Source organism: Halalkalibacter flavus (assembly GCF_036663575.1).
Lineage (GTDB): Bacteria > Bacillota > Bacilli > Bacillales > Bacillaceae_D > Halalkalibacter > Halalkalibacter flavus.
The window spans coordinates 26,241-44,048 of the sequence record NZ_JAWRVK010000036.1 but is presented as its reverse complement, the minus strand read 5'-3'; the positions used below and the strand labels follow the sequence as shown (position 1 = coordinate 44,048).

Sequence of the window (17,808 nt, the reverse complement as noted above, 5' to 3'; positions counted from 1 at the left end):
TCTTAAATCTTAGAGAATGAAATAAAGTCAAAATAGAAACCCCACTTTAAAAAAGTGGGGTTTCTCGACAATCTGAGGATTAGATATCCTTAATATGGTTGGGGAAATTAAATGATTGTTGATAAATATATATGCGTAAAAATGACTCAATCAATTAAAAGAAATTGATTGAGTCATTTTTTTACACTAAAGGAAAAAGAATTAGTAAAAGAACATCAAAAAACAAGTGTGAGATAATGGGAACTAAAATGTTTCTCGTCTTCAAGTACAGAATGGACCAAAGGAACCCACCGAATAAAGCGGCTAACACTAAAAGTAAACTACCAGTTACAAGGTGTGCACTTCCATATAAAAACGTACCAATGATGGACGCTTTATATAAAGTTGTTTCTTTACTCAGTCGTTTAACAATAAATCCCCGCCAAAACCACTCTTCTCCAGGTATGATGATGATAAAAAGCCAAACGTAATGAAGCCAATCGGTTGGTTTGACTAATGCGTATAGTGTTTGGAGTTGGTCCATTAATGGAATGCCAGAAATCTTTATCAGCCATTTACCAAAAGCAAAGAAGAGATATAAAATGAGGCCACTTGCTAATGAAAGAAACCAATGTGATAAATGTAGTTTCTTTACTTGTTGATTCTCGAATAACCAACTGTACATCGAAAGCCAAAAAAGCGATAAAGGGAAGAGGGTCCAAAAATATGTGGGGAGAAAGAAAAAACTGATTGATAATAACGTTACTGCGAAAAGAAATCCAATACAAAAATTGAAATCTTTTGTTACCATAAATAATCCCTCTTAAATTGTAGCAGGTAAATTTTGATAAAGGTGATGCTAACGATGGGTTTGCTTGTTTTTACATATAAAACAGTTATTGATGCACCAATTGAAGCAGTTTGGACGTTTTTTTCTACGGCAGAAAATTTAGCTAAGATTACATCATTTCCGAGAGTGACTATTCTTTCAAATCCAGAAACACTCGAAGGAAACACAATTCAAATGAAGCTTCATTTTGCTGGTTTGTATGTGAACTGGACTTCAAAGATCACTTATGTGCATGCTCCAAATTGCTTTATAGATCAAGGAGTAAAACTACCATTTCCAATTACAGAATGGAGTCATACGCACAGTTTTATTGAAAATGGTTCAAGAACAATCATGGAAGATATCGTTATGTTTAACGCTCATGTGACAAGTTTTGTTATGAGACCGATTTTAATAGCAATGTTTCAAGGACGTGAATTAGCCATTAAGCAAGAGTTTAAGTGAATAGAGTAACAGCACTGTATTAAACAAACCCACTTCATAATCTATTCATTTACCATAGTTTAGCATGTATTTACGGATTTCACGAACTCCTAGCAAGTGTAGTTTTAACTTGTCATGTTCTGGGAAAGCTAAGGACAAAGGAGTGGCAATAAATGCATTCAAAACAGACGGTAAAATATATATGTGAGTCCTATCCATCTGGAAATGACTATTATTACAAGAAAGAATTAATAACACATGACTCTTGGGAAAATGTTGATTCGTTAAGTTGGTCAAGAGCACGGCCTATTTCAAAATCAACTTTTATAAAAAGAAAAAAAGAAGGCTATAAAATTGAATATATAGTTGTTTCAAAACCTCCAGCAGAAGTAATACCATTCCGAAAAAGTGACCAAATCGTGAATTAACATCGTTTCTGTTTATATTTGTTGGCTTCCGTCCGAAACATTTTGTACACTTAACTAGGAAACTGGCATGTATAATAGACAGGAGAGAACATAATGAACAAATTAGTAAGTGGGACTATGCTTGTCATGGCAGTAATTATTATGACAGGGTGCAATATTGTAACGTATGATAACGAAGAAGTTTTCACGTTAGATGCAAAAGGACTAGAGGAATTCGTTGTTCATCAAGATGAAGGCGATGTGACTATTACTGGTGTTGAAGGCCTTGACGACATTCATGTTACAGCAACGTTTGCAGCAATGAGTGATCAAGATATTGAACACGCGAAAACATTTAGTGAAAATAACACATCACTTTTATTGGAAGCAGAAGGGACAACTGGAGAGCTGCATACCTCTGTTAAACGAGGGACGGACATAGAACAAGGATTTGTTCATTTAGAGATTCAAGTGCCAGATCATCTGCCTTTAGTGTATCGACAAAATGAAGGCCAATTAAAAATCTTATCAATGAAGTCGGATTTAAAGGTACAACATGGCTCCAATCATCTTTCTATAAAGGATATAGAAGGTAATGTTGAAATTACTGACGGAGCGGGGCATGTAACATTAGAAAATGTACACGGATCAATAACGATTAATAATAATGCAGGAACAACCAATGTTACCGCATCATCTGGCTCATTACAGCTAATAGCGGGATCAGGGCATGTTGACTTTCAGGATCATGATGGAGACATCGTTGTTAGGAGCGGTTCAGGGAATATAAGCATTGTTGGAGTTAATGGAGATGTTGAGATTTTAGAAAGTAGAGGCGGTACGATAAATATTGAAGATGTGACAGGAACAATTACGCAACCATAAAAATAAGCGCACTACTGGTCAATGGTAGTGCACTTATTTTTTTTGTACACATTTCGTTATATATCGTCTTGACTTTTTTTGGATTGATGGATAGAATACTATTAAACTAATAAATCATATCAAATTACAAGGAATTAAACTTCCTCGTTTTTAATAACGGTAATTGTGGGAGGCTATTATGGCGAGTGAACAGGAATTCCAACGAATTAGTAAGCAGCTACAAGAGCTTTTAAAGGGTTTAAAGTATGGTTCTGTAACGCTTATCGTTCAAGATGGAAAGGTCATTCAATTGGAGAAAAATGAAAAAGTACGAATTAAATAATGAGTGCTGACTAGAAAACTAGAGGCGACGGTTGATTGGGACACTTAATCTACGTCGTCTTTTTGTTTAAAAGAGGGGTGAATGTATGATTTTTAATTACAATTCCTTAGCAAAAGAGGATTATGAACAAGTAAATAAGGAATTAGAACGTAAAGACTCTTTAGAAGTTTTAAAATGGGCTTACGAGAAGTTTGGCGATAAATTAGTTTATTCCTGTAGTTTTGGTGTTGAAGGTATGGTGCTGATTGATCTAATTAGTAAAGTGAAAAAAGATGCTACCATTGTATTCCTAGACACAGACTTCCATTTTAAAGAAACATATGAATTAATTGAAAAAGTGAAGAAGCGCTATCCAACCTTAAATATTGAGTTAGCAAAGCCCGAAGTTACACCTGAAGAACAAGCGAAACAACATGGCGATCGACTTTGGGAGCGAGATCCTGATGCTTGCTGTAATATTCGAAAAATGGTTCCTCTTGAGAGGGAGTTAAGCCGTTATGATGCATGGATTTCCGGTTTGCGGAGAGAGCAATCACCAACTCGCGCAAACACTCAGTTTGTTAATCAAGATAATAGGTTTAAATCGATTAAAATATGTCCTCTAATTCATTGGACGGAAGAAGAAATTTGGATGTATGTGAAACTTCATCAATTAGAGTATAACGAATTGCATGATAGAAATTATCCAAGCATTGGCTGTGAATATTGTACGAAGCCAGTTGCTGAAGGGGAAGATCCTCGGAGTGGCCGTTGGGCAAATTCAGAAAAAACAGAATGTGGTTTACACAAATAATAATGGAAAAGGGAGATTTTAAATGATTCAAGCACATGGAGGAACACTAATTAACCGTTTTGACCAATCTTATGATAGTTCGGCTGTAAAGAAAGAAATTGAACTAGATTCATTTTCACTTTCCGATTTAGAATTAATTGGAATTGGAGCATTTAGCCCATTAACAGGATTTTTAGGTAAAGAAGACTATGAGTCAGTCGTACACAACATGCGCTTAGCAAATGGAACTGTGTGGAGTATTCCTGTAACATTGCCAGTTTCAGAAGAAAAAGCAGCAACTCTTTCTGTTGGTGAGAAGGCAAAGTTAGTATTTAATGGTGACGTCTATGGTGTAATTGAAATTGCTGATATTTACACACCGGATAAGAAGGTTGAAGCTGAAAAGGTATACCGTGCAAGTGATGGTGCTCATCCAGGCGTGAAAAAAATGTTTGAACGTCCAAATGTATATGTTGGTGGAGAAATTACGGTGACAAAACGTGTGAAACATGAGCGTTTTGAAACGTATTATCTAGATCCGAAAGAAACGAGAGCGAGATTTGAAGAGTTAGGTTGGAAGAGAATTGTAGGGTTCCAAACTCGTAATCCGGTTCACCGTGCACATGAATACATTCAAAAGTCGGCTCTTGAAATTGTTGATGGTCTATTTTTAAATCCATTAGTTGGTGAAACAAAGTCAGATGATATTCCAGCAGATGTACGTATGGAAAGTTATGAAGTGTTGCTTGAGAAGTATTATCCAAAAGATCGCGTATTTTTAGCGGTGTTCCCTGCTGCAATGCGTTATGCGGGGCCGCGCGAAGCAATTTTCCATGCAATCGTTCGCCAAAACTACGGGTGTACACACTTTATTGTTGGTCGTGACCATGCTGGTGTTGGTGATTATTACGGAACGTATGATGCACAATTGATTTTCTCTGAGTTTGAAGAAGGTGAATTAGCAATTAGTCCATTATTCTTTGAACATAGTTTCTTCTGTAAGGCATGCGGAAACATGGCATCAACAAAAACATGCCCTCATGGAAAAGAAGACCATGTGGTTCTTTCTGGAACGAAAGTACGCCAAATGCTGTCTGAAGGTGTAGTGCCACCACCAGAATTTAGTCGTCGTGAAGTAGTTGAAGTATTGATTCGTGGAATGCAGAAAGTGCATGCCTAAAAGGAAGGAAGTCATAGTATGTTAGCCATTGCCGCGATCATTATTGCATGTTTCTTTGCAATGAATATAGGAGCTAGTGGAACCGCCGCGGCAATGGGGCCTGCGTACGGAAGTGGTGCGATCCCTAAAAAACGCAATGCGATGCTGCTTGTTGGAGTATTTGCGTTCTTAGGTGCATTAGCTGGTGGAGAGGTTGTCCGGACGATAGGAAGTGGGATTATTCCCACTTCCATCGTTGATGTAGAACTCGTTATTATTATCCTTGGTGCTGCATGCCTCTCCTTATTTATTGCTAATATGTTAGGGATTCCATTATCAACAAGTGAAGTCGTTGTTGGAGCGATTGTAGGAGCTGGAATAGCTTATCAATCGCTTTTCTTTGATAAGTTACTAGTGATCGTAGCGTTTTGGGTCATTGTTCCGATTGTTGCCTTTCTTTTTGCTTATGCAGCAGGTCATTTAGTAAGAAAGTTAGAGAATAAATATCCTGATCTTACGGGAAAGGGTAAATGGCGGAAACCATTAGTCATGTTGCTCATTATTAGTGGCTGTATGGAAGCTTATGCAGCAGGGATGAACAATGTTGCAAATGCAGTGGGCCCTCTTGTAGGTGCAGGTCTGCTAGAGATCGGTCCAGCAATTTTACTTGGAGGCTTTTTTGTAGCTAGCGGCGCGCTTCTATTAGGTGGTCGTGTTCTTGAGACAAACGGGAAACGAATTACGAAATTAAGCTTGTTACAAGGAAGTACCGTTTCATTAACTGGTGGCTCTCTTGTTATAACGGCGTCTATTTTTGGATTGCCCGTTCCATTAACACAAGTTACAACATCAGCTATTATCGGGATTGGTACGGTAGAGGGCGGCTTGCGTTTATGGCAAAAAAGCATTCTTAAACAAATTTTAAAAGTGTGGGTTGTATCTCCGCTATTTTCTCTAGTCTTGTCGTATGGACTTATTCTTCTTTTTAAAAAAGGTGATTACTACACCTTATTTGTCTTAGTAAGTGTTCTGATTGCTACTGCTGGAGCTTATAGCATGTATCAAGCGGCTAGACAAGAAAGACGAACGACGTATGATGATGGGGCAGGCATATAAATTAGCGAATTGACAAATGAACGAAAGAACTTTATTTTTAAAACAAAGTAAAATTATCAGAATTTTTAGAGGGGGAGCTATAATGGCAGATAATAATATTGTTTGGCATGAGACTACGATAAAGAAAGAGGAGCGACAAGAGCGCAACGGTCATAAGAGTGCGATACTTTGGTTTACAGGACTTTCAGGTGCAGGGAAGTCAACGCTAGCTAATGCTTTAGAGCAACAACTTTTTAAACAAGGGAAGAACAGTTATGTTTTAGATGGCGATAATGTTCGCCATGGCTTAAATAAAGGTCTTGGGTTTAGTGATGAAGACCGAAAAGAGAATATTAGACGAATCGGTGAGGTAGCCAAACTTTTTGTCGATGCAGGTACAATCGTTTGTACGGCCTTTATTTCTCCTTTTAAAGAAGACCGCGATCGAGTTCGTGAATTAGTAGAAAACGGAGAATTTATTGAAGTTTACGTGCGTTGTTCTTTAGAAGCTTGTGAAGAACGTGATCCAAAAGGACTTTATAAAAAAGCTCGTGCTGGGGAAATTCCTGAATTCACAGGAATTAGTTCGCCTTATGAGGAGCCAGATGCTCCAGAAATTATCGTTGATTCGGATAAACAAACTGTTGAAGAATCAGTTATTGCAATAATAAATTATTTGCAAGAGAAGAACATCCTATAGGGGGCAAATAGGTCATGGCATATGAAAAAATTTGGGAAGAGGAGCCAGACAATCTAAATAAGGATGAGATCCGTAAATTAGAAAAAGATGGTCTTGAAATTCTAAATGATATTGAAAAGTATGCGGCGGGTGGATTTGATTCTATTCCGAAAGAAGACTGGAGCTTATTCAAATGGGCTGGCCTTTATTTACAAAAGCCAAAAGAAGATGGATATTTTATGATGCGAGTTAATATTCCATCAGGATTAATTACAAATGAACAGGCAGAAGTTCTAGCTGGAATTGGCCGCGATTATGGTCGTGATGTAATTGATATTACTACACGTCAAGCGATTCAGTATCACTGGTTAACAATTGAAAACTTACCTGACATTTTTAAACGTTTAGAGTCAGTTGGTCTTTCGTCTATAGGGGCATGTGGAGATATCCCAAGAACTATTATGGGAAATCCACTTGCTGGTGTAGATCCAAATGAGTTAATCGATACGAGAGAGATCGTCGAAGATGTGTATCGTTTTTTTCAACGTAATTCAGACTTTTCAAATTTACCACGCAAGTTTAAGATGTCAATATCAGGAAATGTACATAATGCTGGTCATGATCGCATTAACTGTATGTCGTTTACTCCAGCTGTGAAAGTAATTGACGGAGAAGAAGTGATCGGATTTCATGTGAAGGTGGGAGGCGGATTATCAGCTAAGCCATATCTTGCCGAAGAGTTGGATGTATTTGTTCTTCCAGAAAAAGTGAAAGATGTTGCAATTGCAATTACGTCAATTTATCGTGACTATGGTTATCGTGAGAAACGTCACCGTGCACGTTTGAAGTTCTTAGTTGCTGACTGGGGTGTTGAAAAATTTAAAGAGAAGCTACTTGAGTATACTGGTGAGCTTCCTGCCAAAGGGACATGTAAACTAGAGGAGTGGAACGGTGGATACTTCTACGGAGTACATGCACAAAAGCAAGAAGGTTTAAGTTATGTTGGATTCAATGTTCCTGTTGGTCGGATGAACTCAGATGAGTGGTTTGATCTTGCTCGAATTGCAAGAGATTACGGAAACGGTGAAATTCGTACGTGTAACTCTCAGAATCTAGTAATTCCAAACGTAGCTAATGAGAAAGTGGAAGCGCTTTTGCAAGAGCCTTTATTTGATCGTATTAAGCTTGAACCTAAAAACTTCATTGGGTATTCAGTTTCCTGTACGGGGATTGAGTATTGTAACCTAGCACTTGTTGAAACAAAAGAGCGAATGAGACGTGTAGCAGAGTATTTAGACGAGCATGTCGCAGTTGATGTCCCTGTGCGTATCCATATGATTGGATGTCCAAACGCATGTGGTCAACGTCAAATTGCCGACATAGGTCTTCAAGGTGTAAAGATGAAAAACAAGGATAAAAAGATGGTTGAAGCTTTTGAATTTTATGTTGGGGGAACTCTTGAAAAGGAAGTTGCCCAATTTAACAACAAGCTAAAAGGAAAAATCGAAGCAGATGAGCTTGCAGCTGCATTAGCAGCCTTTCTACGTTTTTTTGAAGAAAACAAAGAACCAAACGAGGTATTCTTTGACTTCTACAACCGTGTAGGCCATGATGCTTTACAAACTGCTTTAGATGACATTTTAGAGACAGCATGATGCATTTATATCGATTTGAGGTAGAAATAGAAGAGCGAGGGAATGTGACTGTCGTTGTTGTCGCAGCAGATGAAGAAAGTGCATTTTCAACTGCTGAGCAAGAAGTTGAAAAAAATTATTTAAAATTACCGATCATTACGTCTATTACATTACAAGAAAAAAAACCTGTTGGAAAAACAGCAGGGTTTGTCATTTAGGGGTCAGACCCCTCTGTGTATCTTCACCGCGTTAAACTGAGGCTGATCACAGAGGGAATCTGGCTTTTTTTATTTATTTACTTAAAATTTTGGAATCGAGCAAGAAGGGAGGGGTCAGACCCTCCTTTATTATATTAACGCATTACAAAGATTGCTGTTTATTGATTGGCTATTGATTGTAAAGCGGCAGCTATATCAATTTCACCAAATCCATAGTATGGATCCTGTCCTGCTGTACCGAGGTCTTTAGCTGTTGAACGCATAACGTTGTATACTTCTTCATTTGTTAAATCCGGACGCAGTGAACGAATAAGCCCAGCCAAGCCAGCAACATGTGGAGCTGCCATAGATGTACCAGACATCACTACATAGTTGTTATCAGGAAACAAGCTTGGTATATGCTCACCTGGAGCTGTAACATCGATATGCTCACCGTAATTGGAGAAAAATGCACGATTTCTTGCCTCATCAACGGCTGCAACTGTGAACACTTCTTCATATTGTGCTGGGTACATAGGGTCTTGGACATTGTCATTTCCAGATGCAGCAATTAAAACAACATCTTGTTCATATGCATATCGAATTGCCTCGTGTAATAAATCAGAAGAGTAGTAATCGCCAAGACTCATATTGATCACATCAGCCCCTTGTTCTACGGCCCAGTAAATTCCTTTAGCCACTTCAAAAGATGAACCTTCTCCCTCATCATTTAATACTTTAACAGGCAAAATCGTACTATCCCAAGACACACCAGCTATTCCTGTTACATTGTTTGTTAAGGCAGCAGCTACTCCTGCTACATGTGTCCCATGCCCATGTGCATCAGAGAAATCCGAGGTATCGTCAAACGAGTTGTATCCTGGTCCTAGTTTCTCAGCGAGATCAAGGTGATTTGGGTCTACGCCGGTATCTAATATGGCGATTTTTACCCCTTGACCTCCTGCCAAGTTCCATCCTTCATCAATCTCTATTTGATCTAAATTCCACTGATAAGGTTCGAAAAATTCATCGTTTGGTTTTGATGTTAAAACATTTTGCTGTACTTGTTCTCGTCCCGTCCTTCTCTGATTTTGTTGTCTATTGTTTTGTGCAGGAGATGTATGTCTTGGTTCATTTGGGTCAGTTGAAAAAAGAATGACTTGTTTAGAAATTTTATAATTTGGCTCTGCAATGGCTAAATCATATTCTTTACGTAAACGCTGAATCAATTGTTCAGTTGATTCTGTCTTTGATTCGACAACAAACATTGGATTGTGATCTTCAAGAACTTGTAAATCTTGATTTTCCATTAACCACGTTTGAGCAACTTCGGGGTGTTTAAATTTAATAACGGCTTGTCGTTCAAAAAAAGGTTGTTGAAGTTGTTCTGGTTTTTGGTCATCAGAATGAACAACAATTTGCCAACCTAATTCTGGCACCGTTTCTGCTTCTAAATTTTCAGGGATATCTTCAGTTGTTTTCCAGTCAACTTCAGGATCAGCCCCAGAAACGAAAAAAGTCCCGTTGGCATCAGCTACGGATGCTAGCCCTTTGACGAAAGATTTTACGAAAGATAAGTCAATTTCCCCTAAAACAGTACGACCATCATCAAGCATTTCTCCCATTAACATGTATTGCTTTCCTTCAACAGAATAAGGGTCAGAAAAGTTACTCTTCATATGGCGGTGGGTTAACTTTGATACGTCCATTCGCTCGATATGGCCAACTTGTTCAATAACTTTATCGTTTTCTATAATAGCGAAACCGTGAAAATGTGGATGTTCTATCACTTCTTCTTCAAACCTAGTTCGTAACTCTTGATCAGTTAAGTCTTGATTTGCCCACCTTTGCATTTGAGCAGAAAGCTGTTTCAAGAACATAGAAGTTGTCATTGTCAGGTCTTCAGCCATTAAGTGGTTCATTGCCGAGATTTCTAGCTGCTCTGGAATCTTTTTTGTTTGGATTGTGAAATCATTGTCGTCAATAAGTGCTCTTCCAATTATGGCAAGACCAATCCCTATGAGACCGACAATCAACACTGTTTTTGCCATTCTCCATAACATTAGAATCAAACATCCTTTCTCTTACAATTAAAAAAATAAGCCATAAATAATTCGTCATCATACGCACCATTAAGGTATGCTTGTTCTTTTTGGACGCCTTCTGTGACGAACCCAGCTTTTTCGTATAAGCTAATGGCTACTTTGTTTGAAGCAAAAACCGTTAAGCATAATTTATGCAAATTTTCTTGTTTACACCATGCAAGCGTATACTCCATTACTTTCTTTCCAATTCCTTTTCCTTGTGCATCTTCGTGAAGCCACGTTCGAAAGAGACCAGTATGTCGTTTCATCTCTAATTCTCCTCGGATAACTCTCGCAATGCCTCGGACGGCACCGTTTACTTCGACTACGATATACATGTTCCCACTTTTCTTCATTTCCTCAATAAATGCTTTTTCCTCTTCAACTGTTCGAACTCGTTCTTTTTGAATATAAGCTCCTTGCTCAATGATAGTGGAAACTGAATAGATAATTTCTTTTGCATCTTGCTTTTGTGCTGGGCGAAGAATAATTTTTGAATGATCTTTAGCTGTAAACGTTTCACTACCTAAGTGTGTAAGTGTTGTCATTTTAATCCTCCTTTTCTTTAGGATGCCAAAAATGAATAGGATCTTTCTCTATTTCAGTGTCCAATAGATGTGATACAGGTACAATTTCTACCTGTTCTTTTATAAATAATGGAAGTGTATTTGAAATACCTGCAAACGTTTCATGACCTTTTATTCCTACATGCCCTATTGCAATTGCTTTTTTATCTTTTTTTGCTATTTTTAATAAAGACGACATTTGCTTCATAACCTGTTCTTTTGAAGAGTGAGTATCGTCGATAAAGATACTTCTTGTTGCGTGAGGAATATTCATCTCACTTGCTAATTTAGGAATCACAGAAGCTGAGCTTGTTCCACTATCAATTACATATAGCCCTTTTTGTTTAGCTATTTCTAAAATGATACGAATAATTCGTTCGTCTTCCACAACCTTAGATCCCATATGGTTGTTGATCCCTTTTGCAAAAGGAACGTTCTCAATGGCTGCTAATACTCTTTTTCGTATTTCTTCATCAGACAAGTCACTTGTAATTGCATTTGGCCCGAGCCAAGATGCCTTCCCCTTTTTAGGTTCCATGGGCATATGGATCATTACTTCAAGTCCTGCTTGATGAGCAAGCTTTGCTTGTTCAATTGATTGCTCCATAAAAGGCATAACTGCCGCAGTAATGGGAATATTGCCATCTAAAAAAGACTCAACTCCTTTTACTTTCCCCCCAAAGTCGTCAATGATGATGGCAACTTGTTTGTTCTCATTGGCAAATGAAGCAGGGCTCAAGGAGACCGAAAGTAGGAACATACAGATTAAAAACATAATTATGAATCGAAATCGCATAGCCATCCACCTTTTCTAAACACTCTGTTTTTATGTTAGTTTGTCAAAGGGCTTTACGTTCTATGATAAAAAGATAAAATAAAGATAACCTATTGAAAAACGCCAAAAAAAAACATGTATAACGAGCTCTCGTCACACATGTCTTACTTACGAATATTAAATGCGGCATTAAGCTGTCCGCGAAGCATACGATCGCGTACTTCTTTTTTCTGCATTTGTTTTTGTTCCATTTTCCGAATTTCAAATGTTTGCATACCATCTTCCATTTTATTAGCAATATCTAGTAATCGTTCAACATCTAGAAATGAATATTTTCTTGTTCCGCCTTTTGACCTTTCTGGATAGATTAGTTTTCTCTCTTCATAATAACGAATCTTTCTTTCTGAAAGGCCTGTAAGTTCACTAACAATTCCAATTGTAATTACTTTTTTATCTTTATATGTTGACACCCATTCCACCCCTTATTAAGTTAGAATGTTCAGATCTTTTCACTATCATAGCACATTAACAGGTGGCAAGTGGTTGGGAATGTTAGATAATCTGACATTGATTATTGAGGTTTAACAGTGGGAAAAACATATAGAGAGAGTAAGACTAACATTAATTGTATTTTTTCAATTGAGATCAGGCTTTCTGTATATTATAATTGATAAAACATATAAAAAAAGTCGGAAATAATTTAATCCGTATTTTACAGATAGCTTAAAGGAGAATCATAATGACTAAAGGATATGTATATTTAATTGGCGCAGGGCCAGGAGATGTTCGTTTAATGACAGTGAAAGGTCAGCAGTGTCTTGAAAAAGCGGATGTTGTTTTGTACGACCGTCTTGTCAATCCACTTTTACTTGAGACCACGAAGCCAGGAGCAGAGTTAGTTTATTGTGGGAAACTACCTGATCGACACTTGCTTAGACAAGAAGCTATTAACGATTTGCTTGTGAAATATGCACTAGAAGGAAAGCAAGTAGTTCGGTTAAAAGGTGGAGATCCAAGTGTATATGGACGAGTGGGAGAAGAGGCCGCAGCTCTTGAAGAAGTCGGAGTTTCATATGAGATTGTACCGGGAATTACAGCAGGTATTGGAGCAGCTACATACGCTGGTGTTCCGGTAACGCACCGAGATCATGGAGCATCATTTGCCGTTGTAACAGGACATGATAAATCTCCTACTGGACAACCAATTATAGATTGGAATGGACTTGCTACAGGAGTAGATACGATTGCTTTCTATATGGGTGTAAAAAACTTACCATATATTTGTGAGCAACTTATCGAACATGGTCGAGATCCAAAAACACCTGTGCTACTTGTGCAATGGGGTACAGTAGGAAAGCAAAAGACACTAACTGGCGATTTAGCTACGATTGCAGAACTTGTTCAAAGGGAAAAATTCTCTAATCCAGCGATTACGTTAGTAGGTGAGGTAGCTAAACTAAGAACGAAAGAAAGCTGGTTTGAATGTCAGCCACTTTTTGGGAAACATATTTTATTTGGACGCACAACTGAAGGGCCAAGTGAGATTGCAAAAGAATTAACTAAATTAGGAGCTGACGTATTTGAATACCCTCGCTTTGTAACAAGGGAGCATATGGATATCGAGGTGGCCTTTCATAACTATGATCAAATCATATTTCATTCACCGAAATCAGTTGATTGGTTCTTTGCGCAAATTAGAACAAAGCGAATCGATATTAGGTCTCTTCAAGCAAGCTTTTACGGTGCATCTCAAAAATCAATTAAGGCAATTGAGTCGTTTGCCTGTCTTGGGTTCCCAGTACATGAGATGATTGAATCAAATAAGCGACTAGTAATTGGGTCTAAAAATTGGGGGAAACGTGAGAAGAAACGGTACGAGCTTTATGGAGAGCATGACTTTTATGTATCTCATACAGACGAGATTATTGAGCAGTCCAATTTTACTTGTCAACGTATTCTTGACGAAAACCGGGTGGATACAATTGTTTTTCCAAGTGCGGAAGCTGTAAAAGTTGTGACAGAGCAAATCGAAGCATGTCAGGAAACACCAGATTCATTATCAAAGAGGGCTGAAGTTATCTGCTTTGGACCTGAAACGGCTAATACAGCAAATGAATTAGGTTATCACGTTCAACATGTGCTGCAAGAGCCATCAAAACTAGAGCTAGTTGATGTATTAAAAGACATTGTAAAACAAAGTAGGTGATTTTGTGCAAGCTATTTTATATGTAGGTCATGGAAGTCGTGTTCAAGCCGGGAATGAGGAGCTTCTTTCTTTTGTGAATAAAGCAAAGCGAGAACATTCAGAAGTGAAGATTCAAGAATGCAGTTTTCTAGAGCTAGCCGAGCCGACCATTGAAGAGGGAGTACAGGCATGTGTGGAGCAAGGTGCCACGAAGATTGCAGTTGTCCCCCTCCTCTTACTAACAGCAATGCATGCGAAAGTAGATATACCTGAAGAAATTGATAAAATGAAGGAAAAATATCCTCATATAGCTTTCTCTTACGGGCGACCAATTGGTATTGAATCAACCGTGATTGATATCATTCAAGATCGATTACGAGCTGTTGGATTTCACTTTAAGAATGAAAGACCAAATTATGAGGAGCGTAAGCCGATCTCAATTCTTTTAGTAGGAAGGGGAAGCAGTGATCCTGATCAGACGAGTGACTTAATGAAAATTGCTCGACTCCTTTGGGAATATACTCCTGTAGATGAAGTGGATGTTTGCTTCTTAGCGGCTACAAGACCAAATGTTGATGAAGGCTTAGCTAGAGTGAACCGTTTGCCAAATAGCACAGTGTATGTTGTTCCTTATTTGTTATTTACAGGTGTATTAATGAAAGGTTTGCAAAAGCAATTAGATGAATGGTCAAAACAAACGAATAAAGAATTTGTTTTATGTGACTATTTAGGTTTTGACGATCAATTGATCTCAGTGTTAGGACAACGGGTTCAAGAGGTATTAGACGAAGAAGTGAAAGTAAATTGTGACACTTGTTACTTGCGTGGACGTTCTAATCAGGTACCAGGTGTAAAAGCGTGAGTCATCTTCCAGTTATACTAAAGCTAGATGGAAAAAGGGCTGCCGTTATTGGAGCTGGTACTGTGGCAGCACGCCAAATTCCTAAATTACTTGAGGCGGGAATCAGTCAAGTGATTGTTTATGCACCATCACTTCATCCAACTCTAGAAAGCTATTTAAATAAACCACATTTTAAATGGGAAAAAGGAATGGTCGATCCAACATTTTCTTTTGATGAAGACTTTCTGTTTTTAATGACGAATGATTCTGCGCTTCATTTAGCTCTCTATCAACATAGAAAGACGTATCAACTTGTTTATTTTGCTGATAATTCTAGCCTAAGTGATTTTCATTTTCCTTTGACGTTTCAAAGAGGCCCCTTTTCCGTTTCATTATCAACAGGTGGAGCAAGTCCTACGTATGGAAAGAGACTGATGGCGCAAATAAAGAAAAACATCCCTGATTCCATTGAAGAAGATTTGCTTTTTTTAGAATATGCAAGAAAACAAGTACTTACTAGTGGTTTAGAGCAACAAGTTCGTAAACAAATTTTACAGAAATGTGCGTCTTTGCATTTTTTGCAGGAGCCAAATCGAGAACAACTCCTACATCAATTGATTGAACAAGAAATTAATAGAAAGAGGGAGAACCATTTTTAATCAATCAATGGTTCTCCCTTTTGTCTTACTTTGTAAAAGATAGTTTTGCGATTGCGTCGTGCTGATGAATGGATTCTTCATTGCGACATTGAACTTCGAATGAACGAATCGCTTCATGTTCATATAAATCAGCTGCAACTAGACGAACGAGATCTTCTACAAAGCGAGGATTCTCATATGCATGCTCGGTAACAGCCTTCTCATCTGGGCGCTTCAATACAGGGAATAGAATGGAGCTAGCATTACTTTCTGCAGCTTCTAACAGAACAGCCTTCCAATCTGCTTCGTACGAATCATCGACCGTTGCAGTCATTGTTACGAAACTTCGCTGATTATGGGCACTGTACTCACTAATTTCTTTAGAACATGGACATAGAGTTGTTACTGCCCCGGTTAGTGTAATAACGGATGTATACCCTTTGTCCTCATCAAACGAGACATCATATGTGATATCAGCGTGGGCCATTCCTTCTTTTTGCATAGCTGGGCTTGTCTTTGTGAAAAACCATGGAAAAGTTACACGAACATTCGCAGCTCTTTGTTTCATTTCACGAGCAAGAATCGCCGTAAATTCACGTAAGGTTTGATCTGTTAACAAGTGAGATTGGAAAAATAGATGAAGTTGCTCTGTAAGGCGACTCATATTTATTCCTTTAAAATCTTGTTCTAAGCTTGTTGTTAAGGCAAATGTTGCTGTTGTTGTTTGAGTTGTTGGTGCTAGTTCTGATTCAATCATGACAGGGTACTTCACGTCAGAAATTCCCACTTGTTGAATAGGAAAATAAAAATCATCTGGTTTATTTTGAAGGTCTGGCATCTTTTCTTTGTCTGTTGGTTTTGTTCCTACAATGGGATCAACTGTACCAAAATGACGATGACGCTCAGCCTTAGGTGGTAAAGAACGCTTCATCTGATCTATCACTCCTGAAAATTAATTCTATTTATGTGGCGTTTGACAACAAATATGAATAGATTCATTGTTGTCTAGTTGTTCATCAAGCATCGATGCTGCTAACGAACACCTCTAACGAAAAGTTAGCATAACGATGGCATGTTTATGGAAATACGAAAGGTGAAAAAGTTGCGAGTTATGCTTACTCCATATTACACTACAAAGGGAAAAGGAAACAAGAAAATCGACTGTTTTCTACAAAGAGATTAGAAGGAAAAGAGTGGAAAGAAGGTATAAAATGAAAAAGGGAACCATATTTTGGATGATTTTGGCAGCTTTTTTACTTGTTATTGGTCTAGTCATTCCAATTACAGTAACGGTATCTGGTGATACTCGAGTAATATTAGATCATACACATAGAGTGTATAGTGCACCTGCATGCTTTGATCAAGCTGATTTAACGAATAACTTAGAAGAGACCACGTTAAAGCATGCATTAGAGCTTGATTATGTAAGTGAATCTTCTTGTACACAAGATCAGTTGCAAGAAACCAAACCATTCTTAATAGGGATCTTTCAATGATGTGAGAAAGTAGGTGCAACATGGCTAAATGGGGATTAGGAATTGTTTGTCTCTTGCTTATAGCTGGTTGTAATACGCTTATTTCTTGAAATGATAGAAATAAAAAATCAATGAATGAGATAACGTTATCAGAAAACGAAGAGGTAATGTTTTCACTGCTTGCTGATCAAATTTTTTATTTCGAGTTTCATGAGCGGGAGAAACAATTTCAATCTATCGAAGTAAGGGTAGAATATTATCATTATGGTGAACTTGTCGAGAACATTGGTGGTATGAAAATGGGGGCTAACGATCCGGAGGCAGAAGTAGAAGACGAGAGAGTGAGATTTCTTTTTACCTTTGATACGAAGGAAGAAGGAGACGATCTTGCGGTTTCTAGAACGTTAAAGCTACTGTATGACCGTGGAGCTGCAGGTTCTACAGACTATTCTATTACCCGCGAAGGGACTAATCGAGGTGCTTCTTCTTGGGGCTATTTGTTTGATCGCTTCGATGAATTTCCTGTTGGTGAGAAGGTTTATACCGCTTATTTTGTAGAAAATGTAGAAGCGGCTCACTTAAAATCTTTTGATTATGAAGAGGCCATTTATCCAAATAATGAATATGAACATGTGTTTTTATATTATGTGAAAATTGATGATGACCCATTATAGGGGGTGTCTAAAAAGGTCAAAAACAGACCTTTTTAGACACCCCCTCTTTGTTTAAAACAAGAAAAGGCCGCATGCGCGGCTTCTTATGGGAATGGGAGCCATTGTCAAGAATCAGGGAGGATTGTGTGGAACAATGTGGTGAGAATAACAGAAGAAGATTTAGGCGAG

General features: G+C 38.0%; 21 protein-coding genes. 15 read left to right on the top strand and 6 right to left on the bottom strand.

What is annotated here, in order from left to right; genetic code table 11:
• Positions 1-181: 181 nt before the first annotated feature.
• On the bottom strand, positions 182-790 hold the full coding sequence (locus tag SAY88_RS19160) for a CPBP family intramembrane glutamic endopeptidase (RefSeq protein WP_332633759.1): 609 nt from the start codon (positions 788-790) through the stop codon (positions 182-184).
• A gap of 54 nt (positions 791-844) precedes the next feature.
• Here SAY88_RS19160 and SAY88_RS19155 point away from each other — a divergent pair, with 54 nt between their 5' ends.
• The 10 genes from SAY88_RS19155 (at position 845) to SAY88_RS19110 (ending at position 8,423) form a co-directional block, all read left to right on the top strand.
• Complete coding sequence (locus SAY88_RS19155) at positions 845-1,273, top strand: SRPBCC family protein (RefSeq protein ID WP_332633758.1); 429 nt, start codon at positions 845-847, stop codon at positions 1,271-1,273.
• A 152-nt stretch (positions 1,274-1,425) separates the two neighbouring features.
• The gene (locus SAY88_RS19150; RefSeq protein ID WP_250096045.1) at positions 1,426-1,680 is read left to right on the top strand and encodes a hypothetical protein; all 255 of its coding nucleotides are present in this window, start codon (positions 1,426-1,428) and stop codon (positions 1,678-1,680) included.
• 93 nt (positions 1,681-1,773) lie between these two features.
• A complete protein-coding gene (locus SAY88_RS19145) occupies positions 1,774-2,544 on the top strand; it encodes a DUF4097 family beta strand repeat-containing protein (protein ID WP_332633757.1) in 771 nt (256 codons plus the stop codon).
• Between the two features lie 178 nt (positions 2,545-2,722).
• The gene (locus SAY88_RS19140; RefSeq protein WP_332633756.1) at positions 2,723-2,866 is read left to right on the top strand and encodes a YezD family protein; all 144 of its coding nucleotides are present in this window, start codon (positions 2,723-2,725) and stop codon (positions 2,864-2,866) included.
• 85 nt (positions 2,867-2,951) lie between these two features.
• The gene (locus tag SAY88_RS19135; RefSeq protein WP_332633755.1) at positions 2,952-3,659 is read left to right on the top strand and encodes a phosphoadenylyl-sulfate reductase; all 708 of its coding nucleotides are present in this window, start codon (positions 2,952-2,954) and stop codon (positions 3,657-3,659) included.
• A gap of 22 nt (positions 3,660-3,681) precedes the next feature.
• The gene (gene sat / locus SAY88_RS19130; protein WP_332633754.1) at positions 3,682-4,818 is read left to right on the top strand and encodes a sulfate adenylyltransferase; all 1,137 of its coding nucleotides are present in this window, start codon (positions 3,682-3,684) and stop codon (positions 4,816-4,818) included.
• Positions 4,819-4,836: 18 nt separating this feature from the next.
• Entirely contained in the window at positions 4,837-5,913 is a 1,077-nt protein-coding gene (gene cysP / locus SAY88_RS19125) for a sulfate permease (RefSeq protein ID WP_332633753.1), read from the top strand.
• 82 nt (positions 5,914-5,995) lie between these two features.
• Positions 5,996-6,592 carry an adenylyl-sulfate kinase gene (gene cysC / locus SAY88_RS19120; protein ID WP_332633752.1) on the top strand — a complete coding sequence of 199 codons (597 nt, stop codon included), beginning with the start codon at positions 5,996-5,998 and terminating at the stop codon, positions 6,590-6,592.
• 14 nt (positions 6,593-6,606) lie between these two features.
• Positions 6,607-8,226 (top strand): nitrite/sulfite reductase, encoded by a 1,620-nt coding sequence (locus SAY88_RS19115; RefSeq protein ID WP_332633751.1) that lies wholly within the window; start codon positions 6,607-6,609, stop codon positions 8,224-8,226.
• Positions 8,223-8,423 (top strand): DUF3906 family protein, encoded by a 201-nt coding sequence (locus tag SAY88_RS19110; RefSeq protein ID WP_332633750.1) that lies wholly within the window; start codon positions 8,223-8,225, stop codon positions 8,421-8,423. Before SAY88_RS19115 ends, SAY88_RS19110 begins: the two co-directional genes overlap by 4 nt.
• Positions 8,424-8,581: 158 nt before the next feature.
• Here the strand turns inward: SAY88_RS19110 and SAY88_RS19105 are convergent, their stop codons facing one another.
• From SAY88_RS19105 to SAY88_RS19090, 4 genes are all read right to left on the bottom strand, one after another.
• The gene (locus SAY88_RS19105) at positions 8,582-10,465 is read right to left on the bottom strand and encodes a S8 family peptidase (RefSeq protein ID WP_332633749.1); all 1,884 of its coding nucleotides are present in this window, start codon (positions 10,463-10,465) and stop codon (positions 8,582-8,584) included.
• A gap of 5 nt (positions 10,466-10,470) precedes the next feature.
• Complete coding sequence (locus tag SAY88_RS19100; RefSeq protein ID WP_332633748.1) at positions 10,471-11,034, bottom strand: GNAT family N-acetyltransferase; 564 nt, start codon at positions 11,032-11,034, stop codon at positions 10,471-10,473.
• Position 11,035: 1 nt separating this feature from the next.
• Positions 11,036-11,848 (bottom strand): divergent polysaccharide deacetylase family protein, encoded by an 813-nt coding sequence (locus tag SAY88_RS19095; RefSeq protein WP_332633747.1) that lies wholly within the window; start codon positions 11,846-11,848, stop codon positions 11,036-11,038.
• A gap of 143 nt (positions 11,849-11,991) precedes the next feature.
• Positions 11,992-12,297 (bottom strand): MerR family transcriptional regulator, encoded by a 306-nt coding sequence (locus SAY88_RS19090; protein ID WP_250096033.1) that lies wholly within the window; start codon positions 12,295-12,297, stop codon positions 11,992-11,994.
• Positions 12,298-12,566: 269 nt separating this feature from the next.
• On the opposite strand from SAY88_RS19090, the gene cobA reads away from it, so the two are divergent.
• From cobA to SAY88_RS19075, 3 genes are read left to right on the top strand one after another with little or no spacing between them, the layout of a single operon-like run.
• Complete coding sequence (gene cobA, locus SAY88_RS19085; RefSeq protein ID WP_332633746.1) at positions 12,567-14,033, top strand: uroporphyrinogen-III C-methyltransferase; 1,467 nt, start codon at positions 12,567-12,569, stop codon at positions 14,031-14,033.
• A 4-nt stretch (positions 14,034-14,037) separates the two neighbouring features.
• A complete protein-coding gene (locus tag SAY88_RS19080; protein WP_332633745.1) occupies positions 14,038-14,874 on the top strand; it encodes a sirohydrochlorin chelatase in 837 nt (278 codons plus the stop codon).
• Positions 14,871-15,512: a precorrin-2 dehydrogenase/sirohydrochlorin ferrochelatase family protein gene (locus tag SAY88_RS19075; RefSeq protein WP_332633744.1), complete on the top strand. Its 642-nt coding sequence runs from the start codon at positions 14,871-14,873 to the stop codon at positions 15,510-15,512. The genes SAY88_RS19080 and SAY88_RS19075 overlap by 4 nt, the downstream gene beginning before the upstream one ends.
• 25 nt (positions 15,513-15,537) lie before the next feature.
• On the opposite strand, the gene folE2 is transcribed toward SAY88_RS19075, so the two are convergent.
• On the bottom strand, positions 15,538-16,422 hold the full coding sequence (gene folE2 / locus SAY88_RS19070) for a GTP cyclohydrolase FolE2 (protein ID WP_332633743.1): 885 nt from the start codon (positions 16,420-16,422) through the stop codon (positions 15,538-15,540).
• 280 nt (positions 16,423-16,702) lie between these two features.
• Here folE2 and SAY88_RS19065 point away from each other — a divergent pair, with 280 nt between their 5' ends.
• Positions 16,703-16,987 (top strand): hypothetical protein, encoded by a 285-nt coding sequence (locus tag SAY88_RS19065; protein WP_332633742.1) that lies wholly within the window; start codon positions 16,703-16,705, stop codon positions 16,985-16,987.
• Positions 16,988-17,097: 110 nt separating this feature from the next.
• Positions 17,098-17,640 (top strand): hypothetical protein, encoded by a 543-nt coding sequence (locus tag SAY88_RS19060; protein WP_332633741.1) that lies wholly within the window; start codon positions 17,098-17,100, stop codon positions 17,638-17,640.
• Positions 17,641-17,808 lie beyond the last annotated feature (168 nt).

Excerpts from the sequence above, each read along its gene's own strand:
- SAY88_RS19160 (WP_332633759.1), bottom strand. The coding sequence starts at position 790 with ATGGTAACAAAAGATTTCAATTTTTGTATTGGATTTCTTTTCGCAGTA.
- SAY88_RS19155 (WP_332633758.1), top strand. The coding sequence starts at position 845 with ATGGGTTTGCTTGTTTTTACATATAAAACAGTTATTGATGCACCAATT.
- SAY88_RS19150 (WP_250096045.1), top strand. The coding sequence starts at position 1,426 with ATGCATTCAAAACAGACGGTAAAATATATATGTGAGTCCTATCCATCT.
- SAY88_RS19145 (WP_332633757.1), top strand. The coding sequence starts at position 1,774 with ATGAACAAATTAGTAAGTGGGACTATGCTTGTCATGGCAGTAATTATT.
- SAY88_RS19140 (WP_332633756.1), top strand. The coding sequence starts at position 2,723 with ATGGCGAGTGAACAGGAATTCCAACGAATTAGTAAGCAGCTACAAGAG.
- SAY88_RS19135 (WP_332633755.1), top strand. The coding sequence starts at position 2,952 with ATGATTTTTAATTACAATTCCTTAGCAAAAGAGGATTATGAACAAGTA.
- sat (WP_332633754.1), top strand. The coding sequence starts at position 3,682 with ATGATTCAAGCACATGGAGGAACACTAATTAACCGTTTTGACCAATCT.
- cysP (WP_332633753.1), top strand. The coding sequence starts at position 4,837 with ATGTTAGCCATTGCCGCGATCATTATTGCATGTTTCTTTGCAATGAAT.
- cysC (WP_332633752.1), top strand. The coding sequence starts at position 5,996 with ATGGCAGATAATAATATTGTTTGGCATGAGACTACGATAAAGAAAGAG.
- SAY88_RS19115 (WP_332633751.1), top strand. The coding sequence starts at position 6,607 with ATGGCATATGAAAAAATTTGGGAAGAGGAGCCAGACAATCTAAATAAG.
- SAY88_RS19110 (WP_332633750.1), top strand. The coding sequence starts at position 8,223 with ATGATGCATTTATATCGATTTGAGGTAGAAATAGAAGAGCGAGGGAAT.
- SAY88_RS19105 (WP_332633749.1), bottom strand. The coding sequence starts at position 10,465 with ATGTTATGGAGAATGGCAAAAACAGTGTTGATTGTCGGTCTCATAGGG.
- SAY88_RS19100 (WP_332633748.1), bottom strand. The coding sequence starts at position 11,034 with ATGACAACACTTACACACTTAGGTAGTGAAACGTTTACAGCTAAAGAT.
- SAY88_RS19095 (WP_332633747.1), bottom strand. The coding sequence starts at position 11,848 with ATGCGATTTCGATTCATAATTATGTTTTTAATCTGTATGTTCCTACTT.
- cobA (WP_332633746.1), top strand. The coding sequence starts at position 12,567 with ATGACTAAAGGATATGTATATTTAATTGGCGCAGGGCCAGGAGATGTT.
- folE2 (WP_332633743.1), bottom strand. The coding sequence starts at position 16,422 with ATGAAGCGTTCTTTACCACCTAAGGCTGAGCGTCATCGTCATTTTGGT.
- SAY88_RS19065 (WP_332633742.1), top strand. The coding sequence starts at position 16,703 with ATGAAAAAGGGAACCATATTTTGGATGATTTTGGCAGCTTTTTTACTT.
- SAY88_RS19060 (WP_332633741.1), top strand. The coding sequence starts at position 17,098 with ATGAATGAGATAACGTTATCAGAAAACGAAGAGGTAATGTTTTCACTG.